Source organism: Bacillus sp. AF62 (genome assembly GCF_050312695.1).
GTDB classification, from domain to species: domain Bacteria; phylum Bacillota; class Bacilli; order Bacillales; family Bacillaceae_G; genus Bacillus_A; species Bacillus_A cereus.
In genome coordinates this window covers 48847-75737 of record NZ_JBNPJZ010000080.1, presented here as the reverse complement: position 1 = coordinate 75737, position 26891 = coordinate 48847, and the positions used below count along the sequence as shown (strand labels likewise).

Sequence of the window (26891 nt, the reverse complement as noted above, 5' to 3'; positions counted from 1 at the left end):
TTCTATCTCTGATATAAGAGATAGGACAAAAGTGAATGGTGAGTCTTGTCCTTTCCTATACAGTGAAAGTTATTCTATAGTAACGATTAGTAGCCGTTAGTTATAGGTATAGTATGAGGAAGAATGGAAAAGAAAATTCATCCGAACAAGTATCCACATGTTTTACTAATATATATATGCAAAGTTTACAAATAAGGTCAGAAAGGGAACGCTTTCTTCACAGATGTTTAATATGTTATACTTTTTTTTAGAATTTGAAAAGTGATATTCAAAATAGGAATATAGAGTGCCAGAAAGGATTTTGACAAATGAATGATAAAATTGTCTTTTTTGATATTGATGGAACATTATTAGATCATGATAAAAAAATTCCACAATCTACACGAGATGCAGTAAAACAGTTACAAGAAAAAGGTGTACATGTAGCAATTGCGACAGGGCGCGCGCCATTTATGTTCGAAGATATTCGTAAGGAACTTGATATACATAATTATGTTAGTTTTAATGGACAATACGTTGTCTTTGAAGATGAGATAATATTTAATAATCCGTTACATCCAGATGCTTTACATAAGTTTACTCAGTTTGCAAAACAAGAAGGATATCCACTTGTATATCTTGACCATCAAGATATGAGAGCATCAGTGGAATATCATGATTATGTGAAAGAAGGCTTTGGAAGCTTAAACTTTGAGCATCCACCATATGAGCCTAATTTTTATGAGGAACGTAATATTTATCAAACACTACTTTTTTGTGAAGTAAATGAAGAGGAAAAGTTTATTAATCATTATCCAGATTTTCATTTTATTCGTTGGCATGCATATTCAATGGATATCATTCCGAATGGTGGTTCTAAGGCAAAAGGAATTGAGAAATACATTGAAAAGTTAGGTTTTAATCGTGATCAAGTGTATGCATTTGGAGATGGTTTAAATGATTTAGAAATGATCGAAGCCGTTGGCACAGGTATTGTGATGGGAAATGGCCATGAAGACTTGAAAAAACTTGCAAATCATGTGACAAAGGATGTTAGTGAAGACGGTATATATCATGGACTAAAGTGGGCTGGATTGCTATAAGTGAATATGGAACCCATTTCATAATAAAGAGGCGGAAGATTAACTTCCGCCTCTTTATTATTATCGCTCTAGAGGTTTGGAATCATCAGGAGCGGCAAAAGGATTTTCTTTATTGATATGGTCATAGAACATAACGCCATTTAAATGGTCAATCTCGTGTTGGAATACGATTGCTGGTAAACCTTTTAAACGCAATTTTACTTCTTCGCCGTTAATAGAAGTTGCTTTTACTGTAATTCTTGTATAACGAGGAACATAACCAGGTACTTCGCGGTCTACAGATAGACAGCCTTCACCACCCTGTAAATATGTACGTTCAACAGAATGGCTAATGATTTTTGGATTGAATAATGCATGGCTATATAATGTACCATCCGCATCGGTTACATGAACTGCAATCATTTTTTTTGAAACACCGATTTGCGGAGCCGCTAATCCGATTCCAGGGCGTAAACTATATTTTTCAGCCATTTCAGGATCTTGGCTATTTATTACGAATTCAATCATTTCTTTTAAGGTAGTTGTATCTTCTTCGCTTGCCGGTAATGACACCTCTTCTGCAACGTTGCGCAAAATAGGATCTCCTTCGCGAATAACATCTTTCATTGTAAGCATATGTAATCTCTCCTTTCCTCTTTAGTCTACCAAAGGAGATGGAAAAAGTCATCGGCAAGAAAGGGTAGGCATTTTGGAAATCGTTCTATTATAGAGTAGTTATGTATGTGATAAAAAGAAAAAGACGGCAAAGCCGTCTTTTTCTTTCCATAGTTGTTTCGTTTTACATTAGCGAATGCAAGCAGCACCAACGATAATTAAAAGAATAAACAACACAACGATTAAGGCGAAGCCGCGTCCAGACCCGCCACAAGAACCGCCATAACCGTAGGAAGGATATGAACAAGTTGGATAACAATATGAGTATCCGTACATGAGATGACCTCCTTTATCATTTCCCGCTAATACTGCGGTTACTATAATGTATGGAAGAGAGGGTGGAAATGTATAGGTATTTACCTAAAAAAGGAAGAGTAGTTTGTATATTTTTGTTACGAAGAGAGAAAAACTAAAGAGAATTAAATCGTTTACATATTATTCTAAGAGAAAAAATAAGTGAAAAAGGGAATAATATAACAGTAGGTCAATGCTTACTAATACAGATGTAAAAAATAAAAACACGTTTGTGTAGTAGAAACCTGCATATTATTTATAAAAAAACGTATTCAAAGTAATTGACATCGTAATTAGAATAGTTGTAAACTAAAAAACGTGATCAAGATTGTATTAATATGTTTCTGAAAAAACATTAGTACAGATTGTTAGGTACACAAAATTATTCTCAACCGACAGACAAACATGTTGGTTTACATCGTTGCGCTTTTTAAACTGGAAAATAGCCAGTGAAAGCGTTTCAGAATATGGTTCAAGAGAGGAAGAGGTGAACGGAATGGGTACTAAAACAAAAAAGACCCTATTTAATGTTGATGAGCAAATGAAAGCTATCGCAGCTCAATTTGAAACATTACAAATTTTAAATGAAAACGGTGAAGTTGTGAATGAAGCAGCTATGCCTGAATTATCTGATGATCAATTAAAAGAATTAATGCGTCGTATGGTGTATACACGCGTATTAGATCAACGTTCTATTTCTTTAAACCGTCAAGGACGTTTAGGTTTCTACGCACCTACAGCTGGACAAGAAGCTTCTCAATTAGCGAGTCATTTCGCACTTGAAGCAGAAGACTTCATCTTACCAGGATACCGTGATGTACCACAATTAGTATGGCACGGATTACCATTATACCAAGCATTCTTATTCTCTCGTGGACACTTCATGGGTAACCAAATGCCTGAGAATGTAAATGCATTAGCTCCACAAATCATTATCGGTGCGCAAATCATCCAAACTGCTGGTGTTGCGTTAGGTATGAAACTACGTGGTAAAAAATCTGTTGCAATTACTTACACTGGTGACGGTGGTGCTTCACAAGGTGACTTCTACGAAGGTATGAACTTTGCAGGTGCATTCAAAGCTCCAGCAATCTTCGTTGTTCAAAACAACCGTTATGCAATTTCTACTCCAGTAGAAAAGCAATCTGCAGCTAAAACTGTAGCACAAAAAGCAGTAGCAGCAGGTATTTACGGAATTCAAGTAGACGGTATGGATCCATTAGCTGTATACGCAGCAACTGCTTTCGCTCGTGAGCGCGCAGTAAATGGCGAAGGCCCTACTTTAATCGAGACTTTAACATTCCGTTACGGTCCACATACAATGGCTGGTGATGACCCAACTCGTTACCGTACAAAAGATATCGAAAACGAATGGGAACAAAAAGACCCAATCGTACGCTTCCGTAAGTTCTTAGAAGCTAAAGGCCTATGGTCTCAAGAAGTTGAAGAGACAGTAATCGAAGAAGCAAAAGAAGATATCAAACAAGCAATTGCTAAGGCTGACCAAGCTCCAAAACAAAAAGTAACTGATTTAATGGAAATCATGTACGAAAAAATGCCTTACAACTTAGCTGAACAATATGAAATTTACAAAGAAAAGGAGTCGAAGTAAGCCATGGCTCAAATGACAATGATTCAAGCAATCACTGATGCTTTACGCGTTGAAATGAAAAATGATCCTAACGTACTTGTATTTGGTGAAGACGTTGGTGTAAACGGTGGTGTATTCCGTGCTACTGAAGGTTTACAAGCTGAATTTGGTGAAGATCGTGTAATGGATACTCCACTTGCAGAGTCTGGTATTGGTGGACTTGCAGTTGGTCTTGCACTTGAAGGATTCCGTCCAGTTCCAGAAATCCAATTCTTCGGTTTCGTTTTTGAAGTAATGGATTCAATTTCTGGTCAATTGGCTCGTATGCGTTACCGTTCTGGTGGACGTTGGACTGCTCCAGTAACAGTTCGTTCTCCATTCGGTGGTGGTGTTCATACTCCTGAACTACATGCTGATAGCTTAGAAGGATTAGTGGCTCAACAACCTGGTCTAAAAGTTGTTATTCCATCTACTCCATACGATGCTAAAGGTCTTTTAATCTCTGCGATTCGTGACAACGATCCAGTTATCTACTTAGAGCATATGAAATTGTACCGTTCATTCCGTCAAGATGTACCAGAAGGCGAATACACAATTGATTTAGGTAAAGCTGATATCAAACGTGAAGGTACAGATGTATCTGTTATCGCTTACGGTGCTATGGTTCACGCTGCATTAAAAGCTGCTGAAGAACTTGAAAAAGAAGGTATCTCTTTAGAGGTTGTTGACTTACGTACAGTTCAACCATTAGATATCGAAACAATCATCGCTTCTGTTGAAAAAACAGGTCGCGTAGTTGTAGTTCAAGAAGCTCAAAAACAAGCTGGTATTGCAGCTAACGTTGTAGCGGAAATTAACGACCGTGCAATCTTAAACTTAGAAGCTCCAGTTGTACGTGTTGCAGCTGCTGATACAGTATTCCCATTCTCTCAAGCAGAGAGCGTATGGTTACCAAACCACAAGGATATTGTTGAAGCTGTAAACAAAGTAATGAACTTCTAATTTTTAGTTTTTCATGTGCAAAAGAAATCAGCACATGCTGGTTTCTTTTGTACATATTCCATAATAATGAAATGAATCAGGGGGCTGAATTCCGTGGCATTTGAATTTAAACTACCAGATATCGGTGAAGGTATCCACGAAGGTGAAATCGTAAAATGGTTTATTAAACCAGGCGATGAAGTAAATGAAGACGATGTACTTCTTGAAGTGCAAAATGATAAAGCAGTAGTAGAAATCCCTTCTCCTGTTAAAGGTAAAGTACTTGAAGTACTTGTAGAAGAAGGAACAGTTGCAATCGTAGGAGATACATTAATTAAATTTGATGCTCCTGGATACGAAAACCTTAAATTTAAAGGTGACGATCATGATGAAGCTCCAAAAGCTGAAGAAGCAGCAGTAGAAGCTCCAGCAGCGGAAGCTACTCCAGCAGCAACTGCAGAAGTAGTAAATGAGCGCGTAATCGCTATGCCATCTGTTCGTAAATACGCTCGTGAAAAAGGTGTAGACATTCATAAAGTAGCTGGTACTGGTAAGAACGGCCGTATCGTAAAAGCTGACATCGATGCATTTGCAAATGGTGGACAAACTGTAGCAGCAACTGAGGCTCCAGCAGCAGTAGAAGCTACTCCAGCAGCAGCGAAAGAAGAAGCACCAAAAGCACAACCAATTCCAGCTGGTGAATATCCAGAAACTCGTGAGAAAATGAGTGGTATCCGTAAAGCGATTGCGAAAGCAATGGTTAACTCTAAGCATACAGCTCCTCACGTAACATTAATGGATGAAGTTGATGTAACTGAGCTTGTTGCTCACCGTAAGAAGTTCAAAGCAGTAGCAGCTGACAAAGGTATTAAATTAACTTACCTTCCATACGTTGTTAAAGCTTTAACATCTGCATTACGTGAATACCCAATGTTAAACACTTCTTTAGACGATGCATCTCAAGAAGTAGTTCATAAACATTACTTCAACATCGGTATCGCAGCTGATACAGACAAAGGTCTATTAGTACCAGTTGTTAAAGATACAGATCGCAAGTCTATCTTCACTATTTCTAACGAGATCAATGATCTTGCTGGTAAAGCACGTGAAGGTCGTCTAGCTCCAACTGAAATGAAAGGTGCTTCTTGCACAATTACAAACATTGGTTCTGCAGGTGGACAATGGTTCACTCCAGTTATCAATCACCCAGAAGTAGCAATCCTTGGTATCGGCCGTATCGCTGAAAAACCAGTTGTGAAAAATGGTGAGATCGTTGCAGCTCCAGTATTAGCATTATCTCTAAGCTTTGACCATCGTTTAATTGACGGCGCAACTGCTCAAAAAGCGTTAAACCAAATTAAACGTCTATTGAATGACCCACAATTATTAGTAATGGAGGCGTAATAACAATGGTAGTAGGAGATTTCCCAATTGAATTAGATACAGTCGTTGTTGGTGCAGGTCCTGGTGGATACGTTGCGGCAATTCGTGCAGCACAATTAGGTCAAAAGGTAGCAATCATTGAAAAAGCTAACCTTGGTGGCGTATGCTTAAACGTTGGATGTATTCCTTCAAAAGCGTTAATCAATGCAGGTCATCGTTATGAGAATGCAATGCATTCTGATGACATGGGTATCACTGCAGAGAACGTAAAAGTTGACTTTACAAAAGTTCAAGAATGGAAAAACGGCGTAGTTAAGAAATTAACTGGCGGTGTTGAAGGCCTTCTTAAAGGTAACAAAGTTGAAATCATTCGCGGTGAAGCTTACTTCGTAGATGCTAATACATTACGCGTTATGACTGAAGATGCAGCTCAAACTTATACGTTTAAAAATGCTGTTCTTGCAACTGGTTCTACACCAATCGAAATTCCAGGATTCAAATACTCTAAACGTGTTATCAACTCTACAGGTGCTTTAAGCTTACCTGAAATTCCTAAAAAACTTGTTGTAATCGGCGGCGGTTACATCGGTATGGAATTAGGTACTGCATATGCTAACTTCGGTACAGAAGTTACTGTAGTAGAAGCTGGCGACGAAATCTTAGCTGGTTTCGAAAAAGCTATGAGCTCTGTTGTTAAACGTGCTCTACAGAAAAAAGGTAACGTAAATATCCATACAAAAGCTATGGCTAAAGGCGTTGAAGAAACAGAAACTGGCGTAAAAGTTAGCTTTGAAGTTAAAGGTGAAATCCAAACTGTAGAAGCAGATTACGTATTAGTAACTGTAGGTCGTCGTCCAAACACTCAAGAAATCGGTCTTGAGCAAGTTGGAGTTAAAATGACTGACCGCGGCATCATCGAAATCGATGAGCAATGTCGTACAAATGTACCAAACATCTATGCAATCGGTGATATCGTTCCTGGACCACCATTAGCTCACAAAGCTTCTTACGAAGGTAAAGTAGCTGTAGAAGCAATTAGTGGCCATGCATCAGCTATCGATTACATCGGAATTCCTGCAGTATGCTTCACTGATCCAGAATTAGCATCTGTTGGTTACACTAAAAAACAAGCTGAAGAAGCTGGAATGACTGTAACTGTATCTAAGTTCCCATTCGCTGCTAACGGTCGTGCATTATCATTAAACAGCACTGACGGTTTCCTACAACTTGTAACACGTAAAGAAGATGGTCTTCTTGTAGGTGCTCAAGTTGCAGGTGCAGGTGCTTCTGATATTATCTCTGAGATTGGTTTAGCTATCGAAGCTGGAATGACAGCTGAAGATATCGCTCAAACAATCCATGCTCACCCAACATTAGGTGAAATCACAATGGAAGCAGCTGAAGTTGCTCTTGGAATGCCAATTCACATTGTAAAATAATTTAAGTAATGTAAATAGCCCCTCTCTTATTGTAAGAGAGGGGCTATTTTTATTTTCATCAAATGACTTGCAAGGTCTTTAAACGTACTTGTCGAATGAATATATAATACTTTCACAAATGATTTAGGCGTAACTTACTTCAAAGGTAATATATATCATCCTATAATATGTAATTGATTCAAACTTAACCCCATATATTAATAAAATAGAGCATGTCAAAGGAGAAGGTTCCATGAAAATATTACATGTTATATTTTATCATTTACTACTATGGAGTGGCTTTTCCACTGTATTAACATTATCGAATGGTGATAAGTTTCATTATAAAGTTATTCTTTTTTTCGTATTCCTGTATTTAGCCTATGTAATAGCGTATTTTGTATTACACGTAAGAAAGCAAGCGTTATTTCTTACATGTTCGAATTGTATACTATTTTTAATCGTATTATTTATTTTTTAAATTAACGTTTATAAAAATACATTGTTCTTCCATTAAATAATTGTAACTCTCCTTCTAATTTCTTCGCTAAAAAACGGCAAAATTCATTTGCTTTCCCTTTGTCACCATATGTTGCATTAGGTGGTAAAGAAACTTGGATGAAAAATTGTTCATTTTCTATACCAACACCAATATAAATTGAGTCATACCGGTCGTGATTGGATTGAAGTTTTAATGTTGTTGTAGATGTATCTAAAATTTCATAAGGAAAAGCGGTATTTGTATACGTGTAATTAATTTGGGCACCAGTTTTAGAAGTAACTGTTTTATAATAATGAAAAAGTTGTTTTATATCATCTATTGAAACAGATTGTTGTTTGGATTTTGGTACAAGCGTAATAAAGGCGTGTTGCATATAAGTTCCCCCTAACTTAGTAGAATACTATCATTCTACATCCTACTGAATTTTTTGACAATTAAAAGGAGTATTACATGTTTTGTTTAATATACTATTAATGAAACGTGATGTAGAAAGGTGGAAACCAATGTTTGAAAAATTGTATGATGAGCATGAAAGTGTGAAGGTACGATTTTTAGGGTTTATGACACATGATACACGTTATGATTTTGGTGTTATTTATACAAATATGTTTTTTGGAAAACCGCTCATTGTTTGTATGCAAACAGGAAGGTCTACTTTACTCGGAAGAGATGATGTAGAGAATGTTCAATATATACAGGAGATTTTTAAATTAGGATCAGAAGAGGAAGCGAAGGAGTTAGCTCAGTTTTTCAAATTTCTAGTTCCGTCAACTTCTTTACATGCGGAATATGAAGAATAATTAATGTGAAACAGTCGTACTTATAAATATGGCTGTTTTTTATTTGAATATCGCATACTAATTAAAATTTAAAATATTTAATGTGTTATACTAAAAACCTATTGACGTAAAAAGTATAACATATTAAAATAAAGACAGAAAGTTAAGCGGTTACAAAAAAGTTTTTGGGATTATAAACTTAGGGGGAAATGAAAAATGGGAACAATCGTATGTCAAGATTGTGAAGGTACAATTGCACACTTCGAAGATGAGAAAGTAACGGTACTTTACGGGAAATGTGGATCTTGCGGATGTGATCACACAGAGCATACAAAAGCCCAATAATTGATAGGAAATGGACAGCTAAAAGTTTTTAGGACCATAAACTTAGGGGGAAATGAAAAATGGGAACAATCGTATGCCAAGTATGTGAAGGAACAATCGGACATTTTGAAGATGAGAAAACGACAGTACTTTACGGAAAATGTGGAACAAATTGTGACTGTGCTAGAAAAGATAATGCGAAAGCTTAATGATAGATAAATAGATTACTATTAAAACTCAGGGGGAAATGAAAATGGGAACAATCGTATGCCAAGTATGTGAAGGAACAATTGGACATTTTGAAGATGAAAAATCAACAGTACTATACGGGAAATGTGGATCTCATTGCGAATGTGACCATAAAGAACATACAAAAGCTTAATAATAAGAAAAAGCGCCTACATGTGTAGGCGCTTTTTTAATAAATTGTAGTTGTATGGCCAACTGTTGCAACGATTGCATCATCTCTAATTGGAATAAAGCTTATGGATGTCTGTGGTGTACTAGAAGAAGCGTATTGGCTCATTATACGGCTATCTATACGGGTAATAGTATCGGTCAAGAAAGCTGAAATAAAAGCGTAAGGGACTCGTCGTTCATTTAATGAATAAATAATTTCTTCTTTTGTTTTTACACCTACGCCATGTCCGTAAAAAAAGAAATTTCCTAAATAGATTGTGTTTTCTCCTTGCCACTCAATCGTAGCTGGATTCACTTGTGGATTTTTAAAGTAAACGAGGTCACCTGGAACAAGATCGCCACCGTTTTTTGTTATGAGTCTTAGATCTTGATCGTAGTCCCATGTATAAAGTAAAAGGTTTGCAAATAGACGATTGAAAGTTTCTTCCTCATACAATGATAATAAAGCTTTATAAAAAATAATGATCATAGCGGTTGCGCATTCAGTTCCATATAGTTTTCCGTTTTTGAAAATATCTTGTATGGCAATAGAAGGTGGTATGTTTGGAAGAAGCTCGAATCCTCCAAGGGATGTTCTTTTCCAATACTGGGGGTTGCAAAAGGATTGTTGAAATGTGCGAAACTGAAATCCACTTTGAAAAAGTTCTAGTGCAGAGATAATAATATTAACTCGTAAATTGAGATCAAAGCTGAGTTCATCAGCTGTTCGGAAGGAATAAACTTCTTGATTTCCTGCCATTATTGATAAAATTTGTTGTTTCTCTGCTGCAAATGGCTCATATTCATTTGTAATATAAGGATGTACAATAGAACGGCCTATTACAATCATAATAGTATCCCCACCTATACGTTACATTCTTTAGTATCGTATGAAGAAAAGGAAAAAAGGTGAAAAAAAAACCTATCAACTGATAGGCTTGTACTCTTTAATAACACGTAATGTTTGTAATGTCATATCTTCAGGACCTTGTACAGGTAAACCTGCTTCTAAGTTTTTACGAATATACTCTAAGTTTTCTTGTGTAATAATTTCCCCCGGAGTAAAGATTGGAATCCCTGGCGGATAAACCATAACAAAATCAGCTATAATACGACCCGCTGCATTTTCAAATGGAATGACTTCTGTTTCCGAATAAAAAGCATCTCGAGGAGAAAGTGCTAGCACTGGAATTTCTGGAATCTCTACTTGTACTTGAACACCTTTATCTGCCCTATTTCTAAATGTTGCTGCTAAATCTTGTAATGCTGCAATAAGTGTATTTGTATCACTTTCTGTGTCGCCTAAAGTGATAAGACATAGTATGTTGTATAGATCTGAGAGTTCTACTTCAATGTTATATTGCTCTCTAAGCCATACTTCAGCTTGGTGGCCGGTAATACCTAAATCTTTTACAGATACAATTATCTTTGTAGGATCATAGTTAAAGGTAGCATCTGTACCTAACATTTCTTTTCCAGGACAGTAAAGATGCTCAATAGAATTTATAGCATCACGAACATGTTCAGCTAATTGTATTGTTTGTTCTATGAGTGCTGTTCCTTCTGTAGCAAGACGTTTTCTCGCAACATCAAGTGATGCTAACAAGATGTAAGAAGTTGATGTAGTTGTAAGCATGCTAATAATAGATTGGACATGTTTTACATTCACCAAGCCTTCTTTCACATTAAGAATAGAACTTTGAGTTAAAGAGCCTCCTAATTTGTGAACACTTGTTGCTGCCATGTCTGCACCAGCTTGCATCGCTGACATCGGCAATTCATCGTGAAAATGAATATGAACACCATGAGCCTCGTCGACTAGTACAGGGATGTCATAAGAATGTGCTAATTGTACAATCTGTTCTAAGTCTGCAGCAAATCCAAAGTACGTTGGATTAATAACAAGTAAGCCCTTTGCATCTGAGTGCTCTTCAAGTGCTTTTTTGACAGATTGAATTGTGATTCCATGAGAAATACCGAGTTTCGGATCGATTTCAGGATGCATGAAAATCGGTTTTGCACCTGAGAAAATAATAGCTGACATTACTGATTTATGCACGTTTCGTGGTACTAGGATTTTGTCACCAGGACCGCAAACGCTCATCACCATTGTCATAATAGCGCCACTTGTACCTTGAATAGAAAAGAAAGTATGATCTGCACCGAATGCAGCGGCTGCTAAATCCTGTGCTTCTTTAATCATACCTTTTGGATGATGTAAATCATCGAGTGGCGCAATATTAATTAAATCAATTGCTAATGCATTATGCCCAATAAATTCGCGAAATGTAGGATCCATGCCTTGTCCTTTTTTATGACCAGGAATATGGAATTGAATTGGATTTCGCTTACTGTGCTCAACTAAAGCGGTAAACAATGGTGTTTCGTATTGGGACAATCTATACACCCCTTCTTCTTCATAATATTTAATTTGTTTTATATAATCCTGCTCTAAAAAAGGTAAGTCCTTTTTTTTAGAATGAGGCTTGTTTTTCTGCCATTCAAAAAATCGGTTTTGAGATGGTAGCTTCACTTTATTTTCTATAAAACAAAAGCATTATATCACCAATAATTATAGATGTATAGAAAAAAATATTTTTAAGGTGAGTATGTTTAATAGTTAGCCTCAACTAATGAATGGAGGAAGACAATTCCATTAAAATGAATAAATAGTGTATAATGCAGAGTGGCTATAATGAAGAATAAAACATTCTCTTTAAGATAGCATAATGAAACAAGAAGAAATGATAAATGAGGTGCGAAATGGAATATCAATATCCGTTAGATTATGATTGGTCAAATGAGGAAATGGTTATAATTGTGAAGTTTTATGAAGCAATTGAGAAAGCTTATGAAAAAGGAATTATAAGAGAAGAATTAATGGGTTTATATCGTCGTTTTAAAGAGATTGTTCCATCGAAAGCAGAAGAAAAGAAAATTGATAAAGAGTTTCAAGAAGTAAGTGGATACTCTATATATCGTGCTATTCAAAGAGCAAAGGAAGTCGAAGAACAAAAGCTTGTAAAAATATAAAAAATATTTTGAAAAATAAAAACTGAAGTGATATAATGTGATAACAACTAAAAACGGACAATATAAATTGTCCGTTTTCTACTATCGATTACAAAGTGCATATAAAGGAAGGAGTGATTGCATCGTAGATTCAATCTTAGCAAGGAATTGTTCGTTGGTCATTGCTGAAAACTCCTCTGGTGATATATGAATACCAACTAATAATTCTGCTTTTTTTACAGTAGCTAGTCGTTCAATCATCTTTTGTAAGTCTTCCGTTTCAAGTGTTTTATGTAATTTCACACTTGGTTTAGTATGGTCAATGGACCAAACGAAGTCATTTGGAATATTTGTTTTTAAATCATTTAAATGTTCTAAGAAGGCATGAGCCGTCTCAACTTTTTGTGGACACTCATAGATTAAACCAAAGTATATGAAGGCATGAGTACCCCATAAGCCGATTTGGAAATGCGGTAGCATTTTATATCCTCGTTTATTTGTTGAAAAAGTAACCCAAGTATCGTTTGGTGGATTGACTTTGCGACGTGCGTGTTTTGCAACATGATAAAAAAAGTTCTCATCAGTGTGTTGGGATAAGTATTCTGCAAATTGTTCCCCTAAAGCTTCTAGCTTAGGATGAATGTTCGTTTTAATTGCACTCATTCGTTCTTCGAGACCATCAACTGTAAAGACATCAAAATCAGTTGACTTGAATGTTTGTATTGTCATGATTGTTCCTCCAACTCCTATTTTGCTTTTATTTTAGCATAGCTTGTACTATTCATAAAAAAAACAGCACAAAAAAATTTAAATAAAAAAATATAATTTTGTTGCATAGATGATTTATCCAACATAGTATAGTATAAAACAAAAAATCAGAAAATTGAATTAATTCTAGTCCGAGGGCAGACGAATATTGGGAGGAGGCAAATAATATGAGACAGGTGATTAATGCGTTAAAGAGAACAGATGCCGAAAAGAGAATACCGGTGCTACGTTTGGAGCTAGATTATGAATTAGCAACTTTATATGATGCGATGATGGAAGATGATAAACAGAAAAAAGAAGAGTGTGTACAAAAGTTAGAAGTGTTAAGACTTGAAATGATTCGTTTAGAAGCGTAATAATAGTATATGTATAAAAAATTAGTTGGTGCGAACCTTATAAAGGGTTCGTTTTTTCTGTGAACAGTAAAGATCGGAGTGTTTAAACATGCAAGAAGTATGGAAAGACATCGATGCACACGCCAAACGGTGGATTCGGGATGCAGGAGAGCATTTAATGGCATCCATGAAAAAAGCACTTATTATAGAAACAAAATCCAATGCAGCTGACTTAGTTACAAATATGGACCGAGAGATAGAACAGTTTTTAATTGGGAAAATTAAAGAAACATTCCCGAATCATAATATTTTAGGAGAAGAAGGTTATGGAGACGAGATAACGTCTTCTGACGGGGTTGTTTGGTTAATTGATCCAATTGACGGCACGATGAACTTTGTTCATCAAAAAAGAAATTTTGCAATTTCAATTGGGATTTATAAGAACGGTATCGGAAAGATTGGACTTATTTATGATCCAGTACATGATGAACTATATCATGCAGTCAAGGGATCTGGAGCTTTTTGTAATGATATATCAATTCCTCCATTGGAAAAAGGAACTGTAGAGCAAGGTATTGTAGCTTTAAATGCGGTATGGCTTACAGATAATCCATTGCTTAATATGGAAAGTATGATGGCACTTGTTAAGAAAGCAAGGGGCACGAGATCGTATGGCTGTGCAGCGTTAGAGATGGTGTACGTTGCAACTGGAAGAATAGATGCATATGTAACGCCGAGATTATCACCATGGGACTTTGGCGGAGGACAGATAATTGTAGAAGAAGTTGGAGGGAAGGTAACGACATTCTCTGGAGCGCCACTTTCTATCATAGAGAAGAGCAGTGTGCTAGTTGCAAAACCAGGAGTGTATGAAGAAGTGTTATCTTTTATATCAGAGCCACAAAAAAAGTAAGAGGCTATGTATAAGCTTCTTACTTTTTAGCGTTATTGTGATTTGCGCATTTTTCTTTTTGTTACAAAACCGTATCCAACTGCAACAAATGTACCGATAATGCAAATAATAATACCGATTGGACTATTTTCAGCAATCATAATGCCGATACCGATTAAGAAAATAACACCGATAATTGCGGTTAATAAAAAGCGATATTGAATGTGTTCCATTTCTTCACCCTCCAATCTCATTTTACTTTCACAAAAGTAAGAATACAACTATATTTTCATTCTTGCTTTTATTTTAATTGCTATTGTATCCCCTTCGCTCTTATAATAGAGAAGGATTAAAAAGACATTAGGAGTTGGACATGTTGAAAAAACGACAAGATTTACGTAATATAGCAATTATTGCCCACGTTGACCATGGTAAAACAACACTTGTTGACCAGTTATTACGTCAAGCGGGGACATTCCGTGCGAATGAACATATTGAAGAACGCGCAATGGATTCAAATGATCTAGAAAGAGAACGCGGTATTACAATTTTAGCGAAGAATACAGCGATTCACTATGAAGATAAAAGAATTAACATTTTAGATACACCAGGTCACGCTGACTTCGGTGGAGAAGTAGAACGTATCATGAAAATGGTTGATGGTGTTCTACTTGTTGTTGATGCATATGAAGGTTGTATGCCACAAACACGATTTGTTTTAAAGAAAGCTCTTGAGCAAAACTTAACTCCAATCGTTGTTGTAAACAAAATTGACCGTGACTTCGCTCGCCCTGATGAAGTAGTTGATGAAGTAGTTGACTTATTCATCGAACTTGGTGCAAACGAAGATCAATTAGAGTTCCCAGTTGTATTTGCATCAGCAATGAACGGAACAGCAAGCTTGGATTCAAATCCGGCAAATCAAGAAGAGAATATGAAATCATTATTCGATACAATTATCGAACATATTCCAGCACCAGTTGATAACAGCGAAGAGCCACTTCAATTCCAAGTAGCACTTCTTGATTACAACGACTACGTTGGACGTATTGGAGTTGGACGCGTATTCCGCGGTACAATGAAGGTTGGACAACAAGTTGCTTTAATGAAAGTTGACGGAAGTGTAAAACAATTCCGCGTAACGAAATTATTCGGTTACATTGGATTAAAACGTCAAGAAATTGAAGAAGCAAAAGCTGGAGATTTAGTAGCTGTTTCAGGTATGGAAGACATCAACGTAGGTGAAACGGTATGTCCGGTTGAGCATGAAGAGGCTTTACCATTATTACGTATTGATGAGCCAACGCTACAAATGACATTCCTTGTAAATAACAGCCCATTTGCAGGTCGTGAAGGTAAATTTATTACATCTCGTAAAATTGAAGAGCGTCTTCGTTCACAATTAGAAACAGATGTAAGTTTACGTGTAGATAATACAGATTCTCCTGATGCATGGATCGTATCTGGACGCGGGGAATTGCATTTATCTATCTTAATTGAAAACATGCGTCGTGAAGGTTATGAACTACAAGTATCTAAGCCTGAAGTAATTATTAAAGATATCGATGGCGTAAGATGTGAACCTGTAGAGCGCGTACAAATCGATGTTCCTGAAGAATACACTGGTTCTATTATGGAATCAATGGGTGCACGTAAAGGTGAAATGTTAGATATGGTGAATAACGGAAACGGTCAAGTTCGCCTTACTTTCATGGTTCCGGCACGTGGTTTAATTGGTTACACAACAGAATTCCTAACATTAACTCGTGGTTACGGTATTTTAAACCATACATTCGATTGCTACCAACCAGTACATGCTGGACAAGTGGGTGGACGTCGCCAAGGTGTTCTAGTTTCACTTGAAACAGGAAAAGCATCACAATACGGTATTATGCAAGTTGAAGACCGTGGTGTAATCTTCGTTGAACCAGGTACAGAAGTATATGCTGGTATGATCGTAGGAGAACATACTCGTGAGAACGACTTAACAGTTAACGTTGTGAAAATGAAACAACAAACTAACATTCGTTCTGCAACGAAAGATCAAACTTCAACAATGAAAAAACCACGCTTAATGACTCTAGAAGAGTCATTAGAGTACTTAAACGATGACGAGTTCTGTGAAGTAACTCCAGAATCAATTCGTTTACGTAAAAAGATTCTTGATAAGAGCGAACGTGAAAGAGCTGCTAAGAAAAAGAAATCTGTAGAAGCATAAAAAATAAAACAGCTACCTTTAAGGTAGCTGTTTTTTTATGTTTATTTTTTAGAATATTTACTCTTTTTAGTGGACAGTATTTTTTTCGCAGGTTACTCTTGTATTAAGTACATAAAGAAATTTTGTTTTTTATGAGAAGGGGGGATAAATAGTGTTAGAAAGAATGTCTTTTTTTGCGAAATTATGTAAAGTTGATGAAAATCCAGAGTTAGGAATGTGGTTACTTTATGGGACGATTATTATATTAAGTGCTCTCGTCTATAATTTAGGATTTGCTAGAAAGTTGTCTGTACTAAAAAATATAGTAATATACATATCATTAGCAATTGGATGTACAGTATTAACCTTTTTTGCTGTATTTTTACCTGTTGGAGAAGGACTTGTTGTAGCGGCAATTGTACTTGGAATTTATAGATTGCGTTTGCGTCAAGCGAAACAACAAAAAGCAGGGTGAGGGGGCGAAGTTTTATGCGTTCAGTACAAGATGCACTATATAATTGGTTAACAATTAAAACAGTTGCGGAATCACGTCCGGATGATAGTGCTGCAAAAGAAACGTATTTGTTATTTCAAAATATGATATATGAAGAACATAAATTAAAAAATGTGGAAGTTAAAAAGAACGAGGAAATGTATTTAATTACATATGAAATGAAAGGGGAAAGGAAATCTGCAAGGTTTCCATTAGAAGCTATTGATTGTTTCTTGGATCAAATGAATCGTGAGCCTGAAAAATATAAATAAGTCCTTATCTATATGAGTAAGGACTTATTTACATTTTACCAATCGTCTTCGACTTTTTTATCACGATATAATCGGAAATTACCACTTGCATGACGTTCCATTGTACGCTCTGCAATTCGTTCCGAACATTCCATGCACATATATGTATGAATAGGGCGATTACGCAGTTTTTTTGCCATAGGATTTTCATCATCTAACATATCTTTTTTATCACAAATCATACATTTGACTCTCATTTCGTCACCTCAATACGAATTCTATCAGTATAAGTATATCATGGAAGTATAATGTTTTTGAATAATAGTGGGAAAAAATAATATTTTCGCAATTCAAAAAATAAGTTATGATAAGGATATACCAAGTATGTTTGGAGGTGAAAATATGGCGAATGTAGTAGAGCCTACTTTAACAGAGGGTTTAGTACAAACGTTGCGTAAAGAGTGTATTGTGATGATAGCAACGACAGATTTCGAAAAACAAGTTCCTAACGTAAGTGCTATTTCTTGGGTGTATGCAGTGAGCAAAACTAGTATTCGATTTGCAGTAGATCAACGTTCACGTATTGTGGAAAATATAAGGCATAATACAGGTGTAGTATTGACTATAATGGCGAATGAATCCGTATTTTCTATAAGGGGTGCAGGTGAAATTTTGACAGATAGAATGGAAGGTATTTCTTTGAAATTAACTGTAATAGAAGTTAATGTGCAAGAAGTACGTGATGTTATGTTTTATGGAGCGAAACTTGCAATTGAACCAACATATGAAAAAACATACGATCTTCGGGCGGCCAAAAAGCTGGATAACGAAGTACTAGTAGGAATAAGAGAATTATAAATGTGCTAAATAAGAAATTCGTTTATTCACTTTTGTAATCGGTTATTGTGATTTAACGTTAATAATTATAATAAAAAGTAATATATTGAATAGAAATGAATAAAGAATAAATAAAAGGTTTAATGACTATGATTTTCGATTCTACCTCGTTTACACGGTACATATAATTATAACAATGGTTCGTCCATATTTTATGGATGAAACCCTTGTTCTACAAATTTAAAAGTGGAGTCAGGGGGTAACAGGTTGGATAAAATTTATGTGTTAGATACGAATGTACTTTTGCAGGATCCTTTATCTATTTTTTCATTTGAAACCAATGAAGTAGTGATTCCAGCAGTTGTATTAGAAGAGGTTGATTCGAAAAAACGTTATATGGATGAAGTAGGACGAAATGCTCGTTATGTATCTAAGTTAATAGATAAATTTCGTGAAATAGGAAAGCTGCATGAAAGTATCCCGCTAGAAAATGGCGGAACATTTCGTATTGAATTAAACCATCGTTCATTTGTGCAACTACAAGATATTTTTGTAGAAAAAACAAATGATAATCGAATTTTAGCTGTAGCAAAAAATCTATCTTTAGAAGAACAGGAAAAAGAGGACGGGAAGTCTGTTATTTTAGTAAGTAAAGATGTACTCGTAAGGGTAAAAGCTGATGCAATTGGTTTGAAGGCTGAAGATTATTTAAGTGATCGCGTAATTGAAGTAGAAAATATATATTCTGGCTTTTTAGAAGGATATATATCAAAAGAACAATTGGATTATTTTTATGAGAAAGGTGAATTGCCTCTATCTGAAATTGCGAATCACCCTTTTTACCCAAATCAATTTGTAGTAATGAAAGATGCATTAGGGGGCTCTAGTTCTGCGCTTGGCATTGTGGATCACTTAGGTAAGAAGGTAAAGAAACTTATTTTTCACAATGAACAAGTGTGGGGGATACGACCACGAAACGTGCAGCAAATTATGGGATTAGAATTGTTGCTTCGTGAAGATATTTCGCTCGTAACATTAACGGGGAAAGCCGGCACAGGAAAAACGTTACTTGCGTTAGCTTCGGGACTTATGCAAACAGAAGACTTAGGGTTATATAAAAAATTACTCGTTGCAAGACCAATTGTCCCAGTCGGAAAAGATATCGGTTATTTACCAGGAGAAAAAGAAGAAAAGTTAAGACCATGGATGCAACCAATTTTTGATAACCTAGAGTATTTATTTAATACGAAAAAGCCAGGAGAGTTAGATGCTATTTTAGCTGGAATGGGTTCGATTGAAGTAGAAGCCCTTACTTATATACGCGGGAGAAGTATTCCAGATCAGTTCATTATCATTGACGAAGCACAAAATTTAACAAAGCATGAAGTGAAAACGATACTAACTAGGGTAGGGGAAAAGAGTAAGATTGTATTGATGGGAGATCCTCAGCAAATTGATCACCCATATTTAGATGAATATAATAATGGCTTAACGTATGTTGTAGAGAAGTTTAAAGAACAGCGCATTAGTGGTCATGTGAAGTTTGTTAAAGGGGAGCGATCTAATCTAGCTCAACTAGCAGCAGATTTATTGTAAAAAGGAGTGAGCTTAAGCTCACTCCTTTTCTTTAAATAATTGTAAATTTACGGATGTTCCGGATTGGATTTTGTCGATTAGATCCATCATTGAAATAGAGATGAACAGGTCCGTCTTCTTTTAATGGCTTTCCTTCTTTTGAAAAACCTAGTATAGCATTTTTGACAGTTTCTAATGGAATTGTCATTGTATGATCTACAGTTTCAATTTCAACTTGCGTAGCGTCCTCTAAAATTTCAGCGTTAGCAAGGAATGGATGAAATGGTATACCAAATGTTCCAGTAATTAGTTGTTCTTTTTTATATTTCTTTACACTTTGTTGTATCGGCGGGAAGGCAGCACCATCACGAATTTCACGATCCCAATGTTCTGAAGTGTTTTTTAAATAAGTTTCTAGTTCAGACGTGTTTTCTCTAGTTTCATCAAAGTAAGTTGTCAAATCTACTTTTCGATCATCAAAGATCCAAACAGTTGGATCAATAGTGATTGGAAAACGTACTTTTCCGTTAATAAATAAAATTTCGCTCATTGTTGTTCCCCCATTTGTGTTATACTCCCACTTTTCAGTATAATAGCATTAGACACTGTTGTCACAAAAAATGTTTCTATTGCAATTTATTAAAACTATCGCTAATATTAATAGATAGGATAGAGGAGAGTAGGACGGAAACGGAGGGAATCAATTTGGCGTCTGAGACAGTAGCAAATCATCAGGAAAAGGCACTAGCCCTTCTACAAGCGGATGCAGAGAAGATTTTAAGACTTATTAAGGTGCAAATGGACCATCTTACAATGCCGCAATGTCCATTATATGAAGAAGTGTTAGACACACAAATGTTTGGACTATCCCGCGAGGTCGATTTTGCAGTTCGCCTTGGTCTTATTGCAGAAGAACAAGGGAAAGCAATGTTAGGTGAGCTCGAACGTGAGTTATCTGCACTTCATGAAGCGTTTACAAACAAACAACAATAACGGGTTCAAATAAGGGGGCTCAAACTAAATTAGTTTGGGCTTTTTATTTGTATAATAAAGCAGGAAGAATCAATGTACATATGGAATACAACAATAATTAAATTGAAACAGAAAGAGGAAATGAAATGAAAAAAGTATGGAAATCAATGGATTATTCATTGTTACTTCCTCTTGTTATCTTATGTGTGCTGGGAGTAATAATGGTATATAGTTCTAGTTCCATTGTTGCGATTTCGAGATTTGATAAACCAGCAAATTTCTTTTTTAAAAGACAATTAATTACTTTAGTTGTTGGGACAATAGTATTAATAATTATTGCTACTATCCCATATAAAGTTTGGAGAAAACGAATTTTTTTGTTGGGGAGTTACGGTGCTAGTGTTGCCTTATTAGCTGCAGCTGCCTTTTTCACTAAGAAAGTAAACGGTGCAAACGGCTGGATATTTGGAATACAGCCTGCAGAATTTGTTAAGATAACAGTTATTCTTGTCTTAGCTCATTTCTTTGCCAAAAGACAAGAAACGAATACACCTGTTTCCAAAGGGTCAGGTCCAGTACTTATTGGTGTTGGTATAATCATGTTTTTAATATTAAAGCAAAATGATTTAGGTACTGATTTGTTAATTGCAGGAACAGTAGGAATTATGTTTCTTTGTTCGGGAGTACAGGTTAACTTATGGATTAAACGAATTGCTTTAACTTCTATAGTATGGATTCCGGCACTATATCTTCTTGGTAATTATGCATTAAATCCATATCAAAAGGCGCGTTTTTCTGTTTTCCTTGATCCGTTTAATGATCCTCAAAAGGATGGGTTTCAATTAGTGAATTCATTTATTGGAATCGCTTCTGGAGGGCTTAATGGTAGAGGATTAGGGAATAGTGTACAAAAATATGGTTATTTACCAGAACCGCAAACGGATTTTATAATGGCAATTATATCTGAAGAACTTGGTTTTATAGGTGTAGCTATCATTTTAATCTGTTTATTACTTATTATTATTCGGTCATTTAGAGTTGCACAAAAATGTACTGATCCATTTGGAAGTTTAATAGCTATCGGAATTGCAAGCTTGTTTGGAGTTCAAACGTTTATTAATGTTGGTGGTATGTCTGGAGTAATACCACTTACAGGAGTACCATTACCGTTTGTCAGCTACGGTGGTAGTTCTTTATTAGCTAATCTACTTGCGATGGGAATACTACTTAATATTGCTAGTCATGTAAAACGAGAAGAAAAACAGCAGAATGAGGTAATAAAAGAAAGAGAACAAAATGGACCACATCTTGTAGTTGTAAAATAAAAAACACATCGTGCTTTAGAGCAGGATGTGTTTTTTATTTTCAAGTAGTTTTAAATATGATGTATTAATTTCTCTTTCAGTTAAAAGATATATCACATTTGTTTAAATGTGATATACAATTAAGTTGTTAGAAAAGGAAGAGGTATGCTATACTATTTTTGTGAAACAAATTGCACAGAAAACTTATCATTTGTTAAAAAATAAGGTATGATGGATAAAAATAAAGTGAAGCTTTCTAAGTATAATATAATGTGGAAAGTGAAGAACTTCACGCTTTTTAAGGTGTGTATATATTTTATCTCTAGAGTGGTAGGAAAGTAGAGGGGGAAAATCATGACAAAGCTGCAACGTATTCAAAAAGTATTGGTAGCTAACCGTGGAGAGGTTGCAATTCGTGTGTTTCGAGCTTGTTCGGAACTTGGATTAAAAACAGTTGCAATCTATTCGAAAGAGGATAGTGGTTCTTATCATCGCTATAAAGCCGATGAGTCCTATTTAGTTGGGGAAGGAAAAAAACCAATTGATGCTTATCTAGATATTGAAGGCATTATTGAGATTGCAAAAAGTAATCATGTAGATGCAATCCACCCTGGATATGGTTTCTTGTCAGAAAATATTCAATTCGCGAAACGTTGCGAAGAAGAAGGAATTATCTTTATCGGTCCGAAAAGTAAGCATTTAGATATGTTTGGAGATAAAGTGAAAGCAAGAACACAAGCGCAGCTAGCACAAATTCCAGTTATACCTGGTAGTGATGGTCCAGTAGATTCATTAGAAGAAGTCGAAAAATTTGCTGAAAAGTATGATTACCCGATTATTATTAAAGCGTCCCTTGGTGGTGGCGGTCGTGGTATGCGTATTGTGCGTACTAGTGAGGAATTAGGAGAATCATATAATCGAGCAAAATCAGAAGCGAAAGCAGCCTTTGGTAATGATGAAGTTTACGTCGAAAAATTCGTTGAAAAACCTAAACATATAGAAGTACAAATTTTAGCAGATGAAGAAGGCAATGTTGTTCATTTATACGAGCGTGACTGTTCTGTACAACGTCGTCATCAAAAAGTTGTAGAAATAGCACCGAGTGTATCACTTTCAGATGATCTGCGTCAGCGTATTTGTGATGCTGCTGTGAAGTTAACGAAAAATGTAAACTATTTAAATGCAGGAACAGTAGAATTCCTTGTAAAAGATGATGAGTTTTACTTTATTGAAGTAAATCCACGTGTTCAAGTAGAACATACGATTACAGAGATGATCACAGGAGTCGATATCGTTCAATCACAAATTTTAATAGCTGATGGACATGCATTACATAGTAAAATAGTAGGTGTTCCGAAGCAAGAGGAAGTGGTTGTACACGGATTTGCAATCCAATCTCGTGTAACAACTGAAGACCCACTAAATAATTTTATGCCGGATACAGGAAAAATTATGGCGTATCGATCAGGCGGTGGTTTTGGTGTGCGTCTTGATACAGGAAATAGCTTCCAAGGTGCAGTTATTACACCATACTACGATTCTTTACTTGTAAAAGTTACAACTTGGGCACTTACTTTTGAGCAAGCTGCTGCAAAAATGGAACGTAACTTAAAAGAATTCCGTATTCGTGGTATTAAAACAAATATTCCATTCCTAGAGAATGTAGTAAAACATAAAAACTTCTTATCAGGAGAATATGATACTTCGTTTATTGATGTGTCACCTGAACTATTCTTATTCCCGAAACGTAAAGACCGCGGAACGAAAATGTTAAATTATATTGGTTCAGTAACAGTAAATGGCTTCCCAGGAGTAGGGAAAAAAGAAAAGCCAATATTCCCAGATGCTCGTATTCCATGTTTAAAACATTCAGAGCCAATCCAAAATGGAACGAAACAAATTTTGGACGAGCGTGGAGCAGATGGATTAGTAAAATGGGTACAGGATCAAAACCGTGTACTTTTAACGGATACAACATTCCGTGATGCACATCAGTCATTACTTGCAACTCGTATTCGTACAAAAGATTTACATCAAATTGCAGAGCCAACAGCGAGAATGTTACCAAACCTATTCTCAGCTGAAATGTGGGGCGGTGCAACGTTTGATGTCGCGTATCGTTTCTTAAAAGAAGATCCATGGGAACGATTACTAGATCTTCGTGAAAAAATGCCGAACGTTTTATTCCAAATGTTACTACGTTCGTCAAACGCAGTTGGCTACAAAAACTATCCAGATAATTTAATTCAAAAATTTGTGGAGTGTTCTGCTCAAGCAGGCATTGATGTGTTCCGTATTTTTGATAGTTTAAACTGGGTAGAAGGTATGAGAGTTGCAATTGATGCTGTACGAGATACTGGTAAAATTGCAGAAGCAACAATGTGCTACACAGGAGATATTCATGATCCATTACGTAGTAAATATGATTTGAATTATTATAAAAACTTAGCAAAAGAGTTGGAAGCATCGGGAGCTCACATTTTAGGTATTAAAGATATGGCTGGCCTACTAAAACCAAACGCAGCATATGATTTAGTTTCAGCATTAAAAGAGACGGTATCGATTCCGATTCACCTGCATACGCACGATACGAGTGGAAATGGTATATTAACGTATACGAAGGCAATTGAAGCAGGTGTTGATATTGTCGATGTAGCAGTGAGTTCTATGGCTGGTCAAACGTCACAACCGAGTGCGAACACATTATTCTATGCACTAGGTGGAAATGAAAGACAACCAGATGTTAATATCGATTCTTTAGAAAAGCTATCTCATTATTGGGAAGATGTACGCAAATACTATGCACCGTTTGAAAGTGGTATGAATGCACCTCACACAGAGGTATATATGCATGAAATGCCAGGTGGACAGTATAGTAATCTTCAGCAACAAGCGAAGGCGGTTGGTTTAGGAGATCGCTTTGATGAAGTGAAAGTAATGTACCGTCGTGTGAATGACATGTTTGGAGATATTGTAAAAGTAACACCGTCATCAAAAGTTGTTGGCGATATGGCGTTATTTATGGTTCAAAACCACCTGACAGAACAAGATGTTTTAGAGCGTGGACATGCTTTGGACTTCCCTGGATCTGTTGTTGAAATGTTCTCTGGTGATTTAGGTCAACCGTACGGTGGTTTCCCGAAAGAATTGCAAAAGATTATTTTAAAAGGGAAAGAGCCGTTAACAGTAAGACCAGGTGAACTACTAGAGCCAGTAGATTTCGACGCGTTAAAAGAAGAATTATTCCATAAACTTGGACGCGAAGTAACAATTTTTGATGTAGTTGCATATGCATTATATCCAAAAGTATTTATGGACTATGAAAAAGTTGCTGAGCTTTATGGAAATGTATCTGTACTTGATACACCGACATTCTTCTATGGTATGAGACTAGGTGAAGAAATTGATGTGGAAATTGAACAAGGTAAGACATTGATGGTTAAACTTGTATCAATTGGAGAACCACAGCCGGATGGAAATCGTGTCCTTTACTTGGAATTTAATGGTCAACCACGTGAAATTGTCGTGAAAGACGAGAGTGTGAAAGCAACAGTTGCACAACGTGTGAAAGGAAACCGTGAAAATCCAAATCACATTAGTGCAACAATGCCAGGAACGGTAATTAAAGTAGTTGTAAAAGAAGGCGATGAAGTGAAAAAAGGCGATTCTATGGCAATTACAGAAGCGATGAAAATGGAAACGACAGTTCAAGCGCCGTTCAATGGTAAAGTGAAAAAAGTATATGTTAACGATGGTGATGCAATTCAAACGGGAGATTTACTTATTGAATTAGATCACTAAAATAAAGAAAAGAGCTGTGTAAATACAGCTCTTTTCTTTATTGCAAAAAATCCCTTGCCGAATTGGCAAGGGATTTTAGTTTTAAATTATTTTGTTTGTTTAGAAGTTGATCCGGCTTCTTTTGCATTCACTTTACTTCTTGTTCCTAACATAACTAAATAGCATAGTACGGCAAACAAGCAAGAAATGAATAGAGAATGTAACAATGCCATTGCTAAACTAGCGTTTGTAAATACAACTAAAATTCCTACTACAGCTTGAAGTGTAACAAGGATAAATGAAATGATCCATCCCCAATATACTACAGGTTGCTGTTTGTAATGACGAATAGCGAGAATCATCGCGTAAAGTATCCAAGCGAAAATTAACATTGCTGCAACTCTATGGCCCATTTGAACCCATTCATGTAGTTGAGTTGGCATAGGTCTGTTTTTGCTACATAAAGGAAAGTCTGGGCAGGCTAAGCTAGCTCGTTCGTGACGTACTAAAGCACCTGTGTAGACGACGATATAACTGTAAATTGTTACACCATAAATATGAAATTTCATTTTTTTGTCCATAATAAGAGAACGTGCATCAAATTTTTGGTCAATTTCAAAGATAAGACACGTTAATAAAATGACAGAAGCAAATGAAATTAAGGAAATACCGAAATGGATAGCAAGTACAGCTGGCATTTGTCCCCAAACAACTGCTGCTGCTCCCATTAATGCTTGTGCAACTAAAAATACGAAGGATAAAATTGCTAACGTTTTTGTTTCACGCACATGTTTATAATATTTCCAGGACAAAATACAAAGGAGAGTGACAAGAATTCCAGCTGATCCTGATGTTAATCGGTGGCTAAGTTCAATAATAGTTTCCATTGATAAATTAGATGGAACAAATTCACCGTTACAAAGTGGCCATGATTTACCACAACCTTGACCAGAACCTGTTTTTGTAACTAAAGCGCCTCCTAATAAAACTATTAATAAATCAAGGCTTGTAATGACTGCTAACCATTTAATAAAGCGTTGCAATCTCTTTCACCATCTTTCTGCTATG

The 26891-nt window shown here is 36.0% G+C and carries 31 protein-coding genes; 21 read left to right on the top strand and 10 right to left on the bottom strand.

Annotated features, from left to right (window positions below; genetic code table 11):
• Positions 1-308 precede the first annotated feature (308 nt).
• A complete protein-coding gene (locus ACQRBL_RS19755) occupies positions 309-1082 on the top strand; it encodes a Cof-type HAD-IIB family hydrolase (protein WP_000998265.1) in 774 nt (257 codons plus the stop codon).
• A 60-nt stretch (positions 1083-1142) separates the two neighbouring features.
• On the opposite strand, the gene def is transcribed toward ACQRBL_RS19755, so the two are convergent.
• Both def and ACQRBL_RS19745 read right to left on the bottom strand, forming a co-directional pair.
• Positions 1143-1697 carry a peptide deformylase gene (gene def / locus ACQRBL_RS19750; protein WP_000957048.1) on the bottom strand — a complete coding sequence of 185 codons (555 nt, stop codon included), beginning with the start codon at positions 1695-1697 and terminating at the stop codon, positions 1143-1145.
• Positions 1698-1865: 168 nt separating this feature from the next.
• On the bottom strand, positions 1866-2012 hold the full coding sequence (locus tag ACQRBL_RS19745; RefSeq protein ID WP_000274562.1) for a YjcZ family sporulation protein: 147 nt from the start codon (positions 2010-2012) through the stop codon (positions 1866-1868).
• Positions 2013-2526: 514 nt separating this feature from the next.
• On the opposite strand from ACQRBL_RS19745, the gene pdhA reads away from it, so the two are divergent.
• From pdhA to ACQRBL_RS19720, 5 genes are all read left to right on the top strand, one after another.
• Positions 2527-3642 carry a pyruvate dehydrogenase E1 component subunit alpha gene (pdhA, locus tag ACQRBL_RS19740; protein ID WP_000536895.1) on the top strand — a complete coding sequence of 372 codons (1116 nt, stop codon included), beginning with the start codon at positions 2527-2529 and terminating at the stop codon, positions 3640-3642.
• Between the two features lie 3 nt (positions 3643-3645).
• Positions 3646-4623: a pyruvate dehydrogenase complex E1 component subunit beta gene (gene pdhB, locus ACQRBL_RS19735; RefSeq protein ID WP_000068163.1), complete on the top strand. Its 978-nt coding sequence runs from the start codon at positions 3646-3648 to the stop codon at positions 4621-4623.
• Between the two features lie 93 nt (positions 4624-4716).
• Complete coding sequence (gene pdhC, locus ACQRBL_RS19730) at positions 4717-6006, top strand: pyruvate dehydrogenase complex dihydrolipoyllysine-residue acetyltransferase (protein ID WP_000863420.1); 1290 nt, start codon at positions 4717-4719, stop codon at positions 6004-6006.
• A gap of 5 nt (positions 6007-6011) precedes the next feature.
• Entirely contained in the window at positions 6012-7424 is a 1413-nt protein-coding gene (lpdA, locus tag ACQRBL_RS19725) for a dihydrolipoyl dehydrogenase (RefSeq protein WP_000260104.1), read from the top strand.
• Positions 7425-7656: 232 nt separating this feature from the next.
• A complete protein-coding gene (locus ACQRBL_RS19720) occupies positions 7657-7884 on the top strand; it encodes a hypothetical protein (RefSeq protein WP_000697470.1) in 228 nt (75 codons plus the stop codon).
• 1 nt (position 7885) lies between these two features.
• On the opposite strand, the gene ACQRBL_RS19715 is transcribed toward ACQRBL_RS19720, so the two are convergent.
• Positions 7886-8278, bottom strand: a complete 393-nt coding sequence (locus tag ACQRBL_RS19715) for a DUF1885 family protein (RefSeq protein WP_023522926.1) — start codon at positions 8276-8278, stop codon at positions 7886-7888.
• Between the two features lie 130 nt (positions 8279-8408).
• Between ACQRBL_RS19715 and ACQRBL_RS19710 the strand changes: the two genes are divergently transcribed.
• The 4 genes from ACQRBL_RS19710 (at position 8409) to ACQRBL_RS19695 (ending at position 9390) form a co-directional block, all read left to right on the top strand.
• A complete protein-coding gene (locus tag ACQRBL_RS19710; RefSeq protein WP_000462038.1) occupies positions 8409-8705 on the top strand; it encodes a DUF3055 domain-containing protein in 297 nt (98 codons plus the stop codon).
• A gap of 195 nt (positions 8706-8900) precedes the next feature.
• Positions 8901-9029: a GapA-binding peptide SR1P gene (locus tag ACQRBL_RS19705; RefSeq protein WP_000536778.1), complete on the top strand. Its 129-nt coding sequence runs from the start codon at positions 8901-8903 to the stop codon at positions 9027-9029.
• 59 nt (positions 9030-9088) lie between these two features.
• Entirely contained in the window at positions 9089-9217 is a 129-nt protein-coding gene (locus ACQRBL_RS19700) for a GapA-binding peptide SR1P (protein ID WP_000536803.1), read from the top strand.
• Between the two features lie 44 nt (positions 9218-9261).
• Positions 9262-9390, top strand: coding sequence for a GapA-binding peptide SR1P (locus tag ACQRBL_RS19695; RefSeq protein WP_000536796.1), 129 nt, complete (start codon positions 9262-9264; stop codon positions 9388-9390).
• Positions 9391-9426: 36 nt separating this feature from the next.
• Here the strand turns inward: ACQRBL_RS19695 and ACQRBL_RS19690 are convergent, their stop codons facing one another.
• Both ACQRBL_RS19690 and speA read right to left on the bottom strand, forming a co-directional pair.
• The gene (locus ACQRBL_RS19690) at positions 9427-10257 is read right to left on the bottom strand and encodes a protein-glutamine gamma-glutamyltransferase (protein ID WP_000635337.1); all 831 of its coding nucleotides are present in this window, start codon (positions 10255-10257) and stop codon (positions 9427-9429) included.
• A 75-nt stretch (positions 10258-10332) separates the two neighbouring features.
• Positions 10333-11805, bottom strand: a complete 1473-nt coding sequence (gene speA, locus ACQRBL_RS19685; RefSeq protein WP_000084899.1) for an arginine decarboxylase — start codon at positions 11803-11805, stop codon at positions 10333-10335.
• Positions 11806-12170: 365 nt separating this feature from the next.
• On the opposite strand from speA, the gene ACQRBL_RS19680 reads away from it, so the two are divergent.
• Entirely contained in the window at positions 12171-12440 is a 270-nt protein-coding gene (locus ACQRBL_RS19680; RefSeq protein WP_097960788.1) for a UPF0223 family protein, read from the top strand.
• Positions 12441-12521: 81 nt separating this feature from the next.
• Here ACQRBL_RS19680 and ACQRBL_RS19675 read toward each other — a convergent pair whose 3' ends face one another.
• The gene (locus ACQRBL_RS19675; RefSeq protein WP_098866462.1) at positions 12522-13148 is read right to left on the bottom strand and encodes a YktB family protein; all 627 of its coding nucleotides are present in this window, start codon (positions 13146-13148) and stop codon (positions 12522-12524) included.
• A gap of 206 nt (positions 13149-13354) precedes the next feature.
• Between ACQRBL_RS19675 and ACQRBL_RS19670 the strand changes: the two genes are divergently transcribed.
• Both ACQRBL_RS19670 and ACQRBL_RS19665 read left to right on the top strand, forming a co-directional pair.
• Positions 13355-13543, top strand: a complete 189-nt coding sequence (locus ACQRBL_RS19670; protein WP_001250164.1) for a hypothetical protein — start codon at positions 13355-13357, stop codon at positions 13541-13543.
• Positions 13544-13631: 88 nt separating this feature from the next.
• Positions 13632-14435, top strand: a complete 804-nt coding sequence (locus tag ACQRBL_RS19665; protein ID WP_001158706.1) for an inositol monophosphatase family protein — start codon at positions 13632-13634, stop codon at positions 14433-14435.
• A 32-nt stretch (positions 14436-14467) separates the two neighbouring features.
• On the opposite strand, the gene ACQRBL_RS19660 is transcribed toward ACQRBL_RS19665, so the two are convergent.
• On the bottom strand, positions 14468-14647 hold the full coding sequence (locus ACQRBL_RS19660) for a DUF5325 family protein (protein ID WP_000400123.1): 180 nt from the start codon (positions 14645-14647) through the stop codon (positions 14468-14470).
• 140 nt (positions 14648-14787) lie between these two features.
• On the opposite strand from ACQRBL_RS19660, the gene typA reads away from it, so the two are divergent.
• The 3 genes from typA (at position 14788) to ACQRBL_RS19645 (ending at position 17376) form a co-directional block, all read left to right on the top strand.
• The gene (gene typA / locus ACQRBL_RS19655) at positions 14788-16632 is read left to right on the top strand and encodes a translational GTPase TypA (RefSeq protein ID WP_000914752.1); all 1845 of its coding nucleotides are present in this window, start codon (positions 14788-14790) and stop codon (positions 16630-16632) included.
• A gap of 151 nt (positions 16633-16783) precedes the next feature.
• Positions 16784-17086 (top strand): YlaH-like family protein, encoded by a 303-nt coding sequence (locus ACQRBL_RS19650; RefSeq protein WP_000893662.1) that lies wholly within the window; start codon positions 16784-16786, stop codon positions 17084-17086.
• Positions 17087-17100: 14 nt separating this feature from the next.
• Positions 17101-17376 carry a hypothetical protein gene (locus ACQRBL_RS19645; protein WP_411996198.1) on the top strand — a complete coding sequence of 92 codons (276 nt, stop codon included), beginning with the start codon at positions 17101-17103 and terminating at the stop codon, positions 17374-17376.
• A 35-nt stretch (positions 17377-17411) separates the two neighbouring features.
• Here the strand turns inward: ACQRBL_RS19645 and ACQRBL_RS19640 are convergent, their stop codons facing one another.
• Positions 17412-17612, bottom strand: a complete 201-nt coding sequence (locus tag ACQRBL_RS19640) for a YlaI family protein (RefSeq protein ID WP_001995040.1) — start codon at positions 17610-17612, stop codon at positions 17412-17414.
• Positions 17613-17757: 145 nt separating this feature from the next.
• Here ACQRBL_RS19640 and ACQRBL_RS19635 point away from each other — a divergent pair, with 145 nt between their 5' ends.
• On the top strand, positions 17758-18213 hold the full coding sequence (locus tag ACQRBL_RS19635) for a pyridoxamine 5'-phosphate oxidase family protein (RefSeq protein WP_411996197.1): 456 nt from the start codon (positions 17758-17760) through the stop codon (positions 18211-18213).
• A gap of 246 nt (positions 18214-18459) precedes the next feature.
• Positions 18460-19788 carry a PhoH family protein gene (locus tag ACQRBL_RS19630; protein ID WP_411996196.1) on the top strand — a complete coding sequence of 443 codons (1329 nt, stop codon included), beginning with the start codon at positions 18460-18462 and terminating at the stop codon, positions 19786-19788.
• Between the two features lie 31 nt (positions 19789-19819).
• Here ACQRBL_RS19630 and ACQRBL_RS19625 read toward each other — a convergent pair whose 3' ends face one another.
• Entirely contained in the window at positions 19820-20317 is a 498-nt protein-coding gene (locus ACQRBL_RS19625; RefSeq protein WP_097960789.1) for a hypothetical protein, read from the bottom strand.
• A 155-nt stretch (positions 20318-20472) separates the two neighbouring features.
• Here ACQRBL_RS19625 and ACQRBL_RS19620 point away from each other — a divergent pair, with 155 nt between their 5' ends.
• The 3 genes from ACQRBL_RS19620 to pyc all read left to right on the top strand — a co-directional run bounded on the left by ACQRBL_RS19620 (position 20473) and on the right by pyc (position 25844).
• The gene (locus ACQRBL_RS19620) at positions 20473-20760 is read left to right on the top strand and encodes a YlaN family protein (RefSeq protein ID WP_000135694.1); all 288 of its coding nucleotides are present in this window, start codon (positions 20473-20475) and stop codon (positions 20758-20760) included.
• 125 nt (positions 20761-20885) lie between these two features.
• Positions 20886-22064, top strand: a complete 1179-nt coding sequence (locus ACQRBL_RS19615; RefSeq protein ID WP_071729772.1) for an FtsW/RodA/SpoVE family cell cycle protein — start codon at positions 20886-20888, stop codon at positions 22062-22064.
• Positions 22065-22397: 333 nt separating this feature from the next.
• Positions 22398-25844 carry a pyruvate carboxylase gene (pyc, locus tag ACQRBL_RS19610; RefSeq protein WP_411996195.1) on the top strand — a complete coding sequence of 1149 codons (3447 nt, stop codon included), beginning with the start codon at positions 22398-22400 and terminating at the stop codon, positions 25842-25844.
• 86 nt (positions 25845-25930) lie between these two features.
• Here the strand turns inward: pyc and ctaA are convergent, their stop codons facing one another.
• Positions 25931-26866 (bottom strand): heme A synthase, encoded by a 936-nt coding sequence (ctaA, locus tag ACQRBL_RS19605; protein WP_001188740.1) that lies wholly within the window; start codon positions 26864-26866, stop codon positions 25931-25933.
• Positions 26867-26891: the final 25 nt, after the last annotated feature.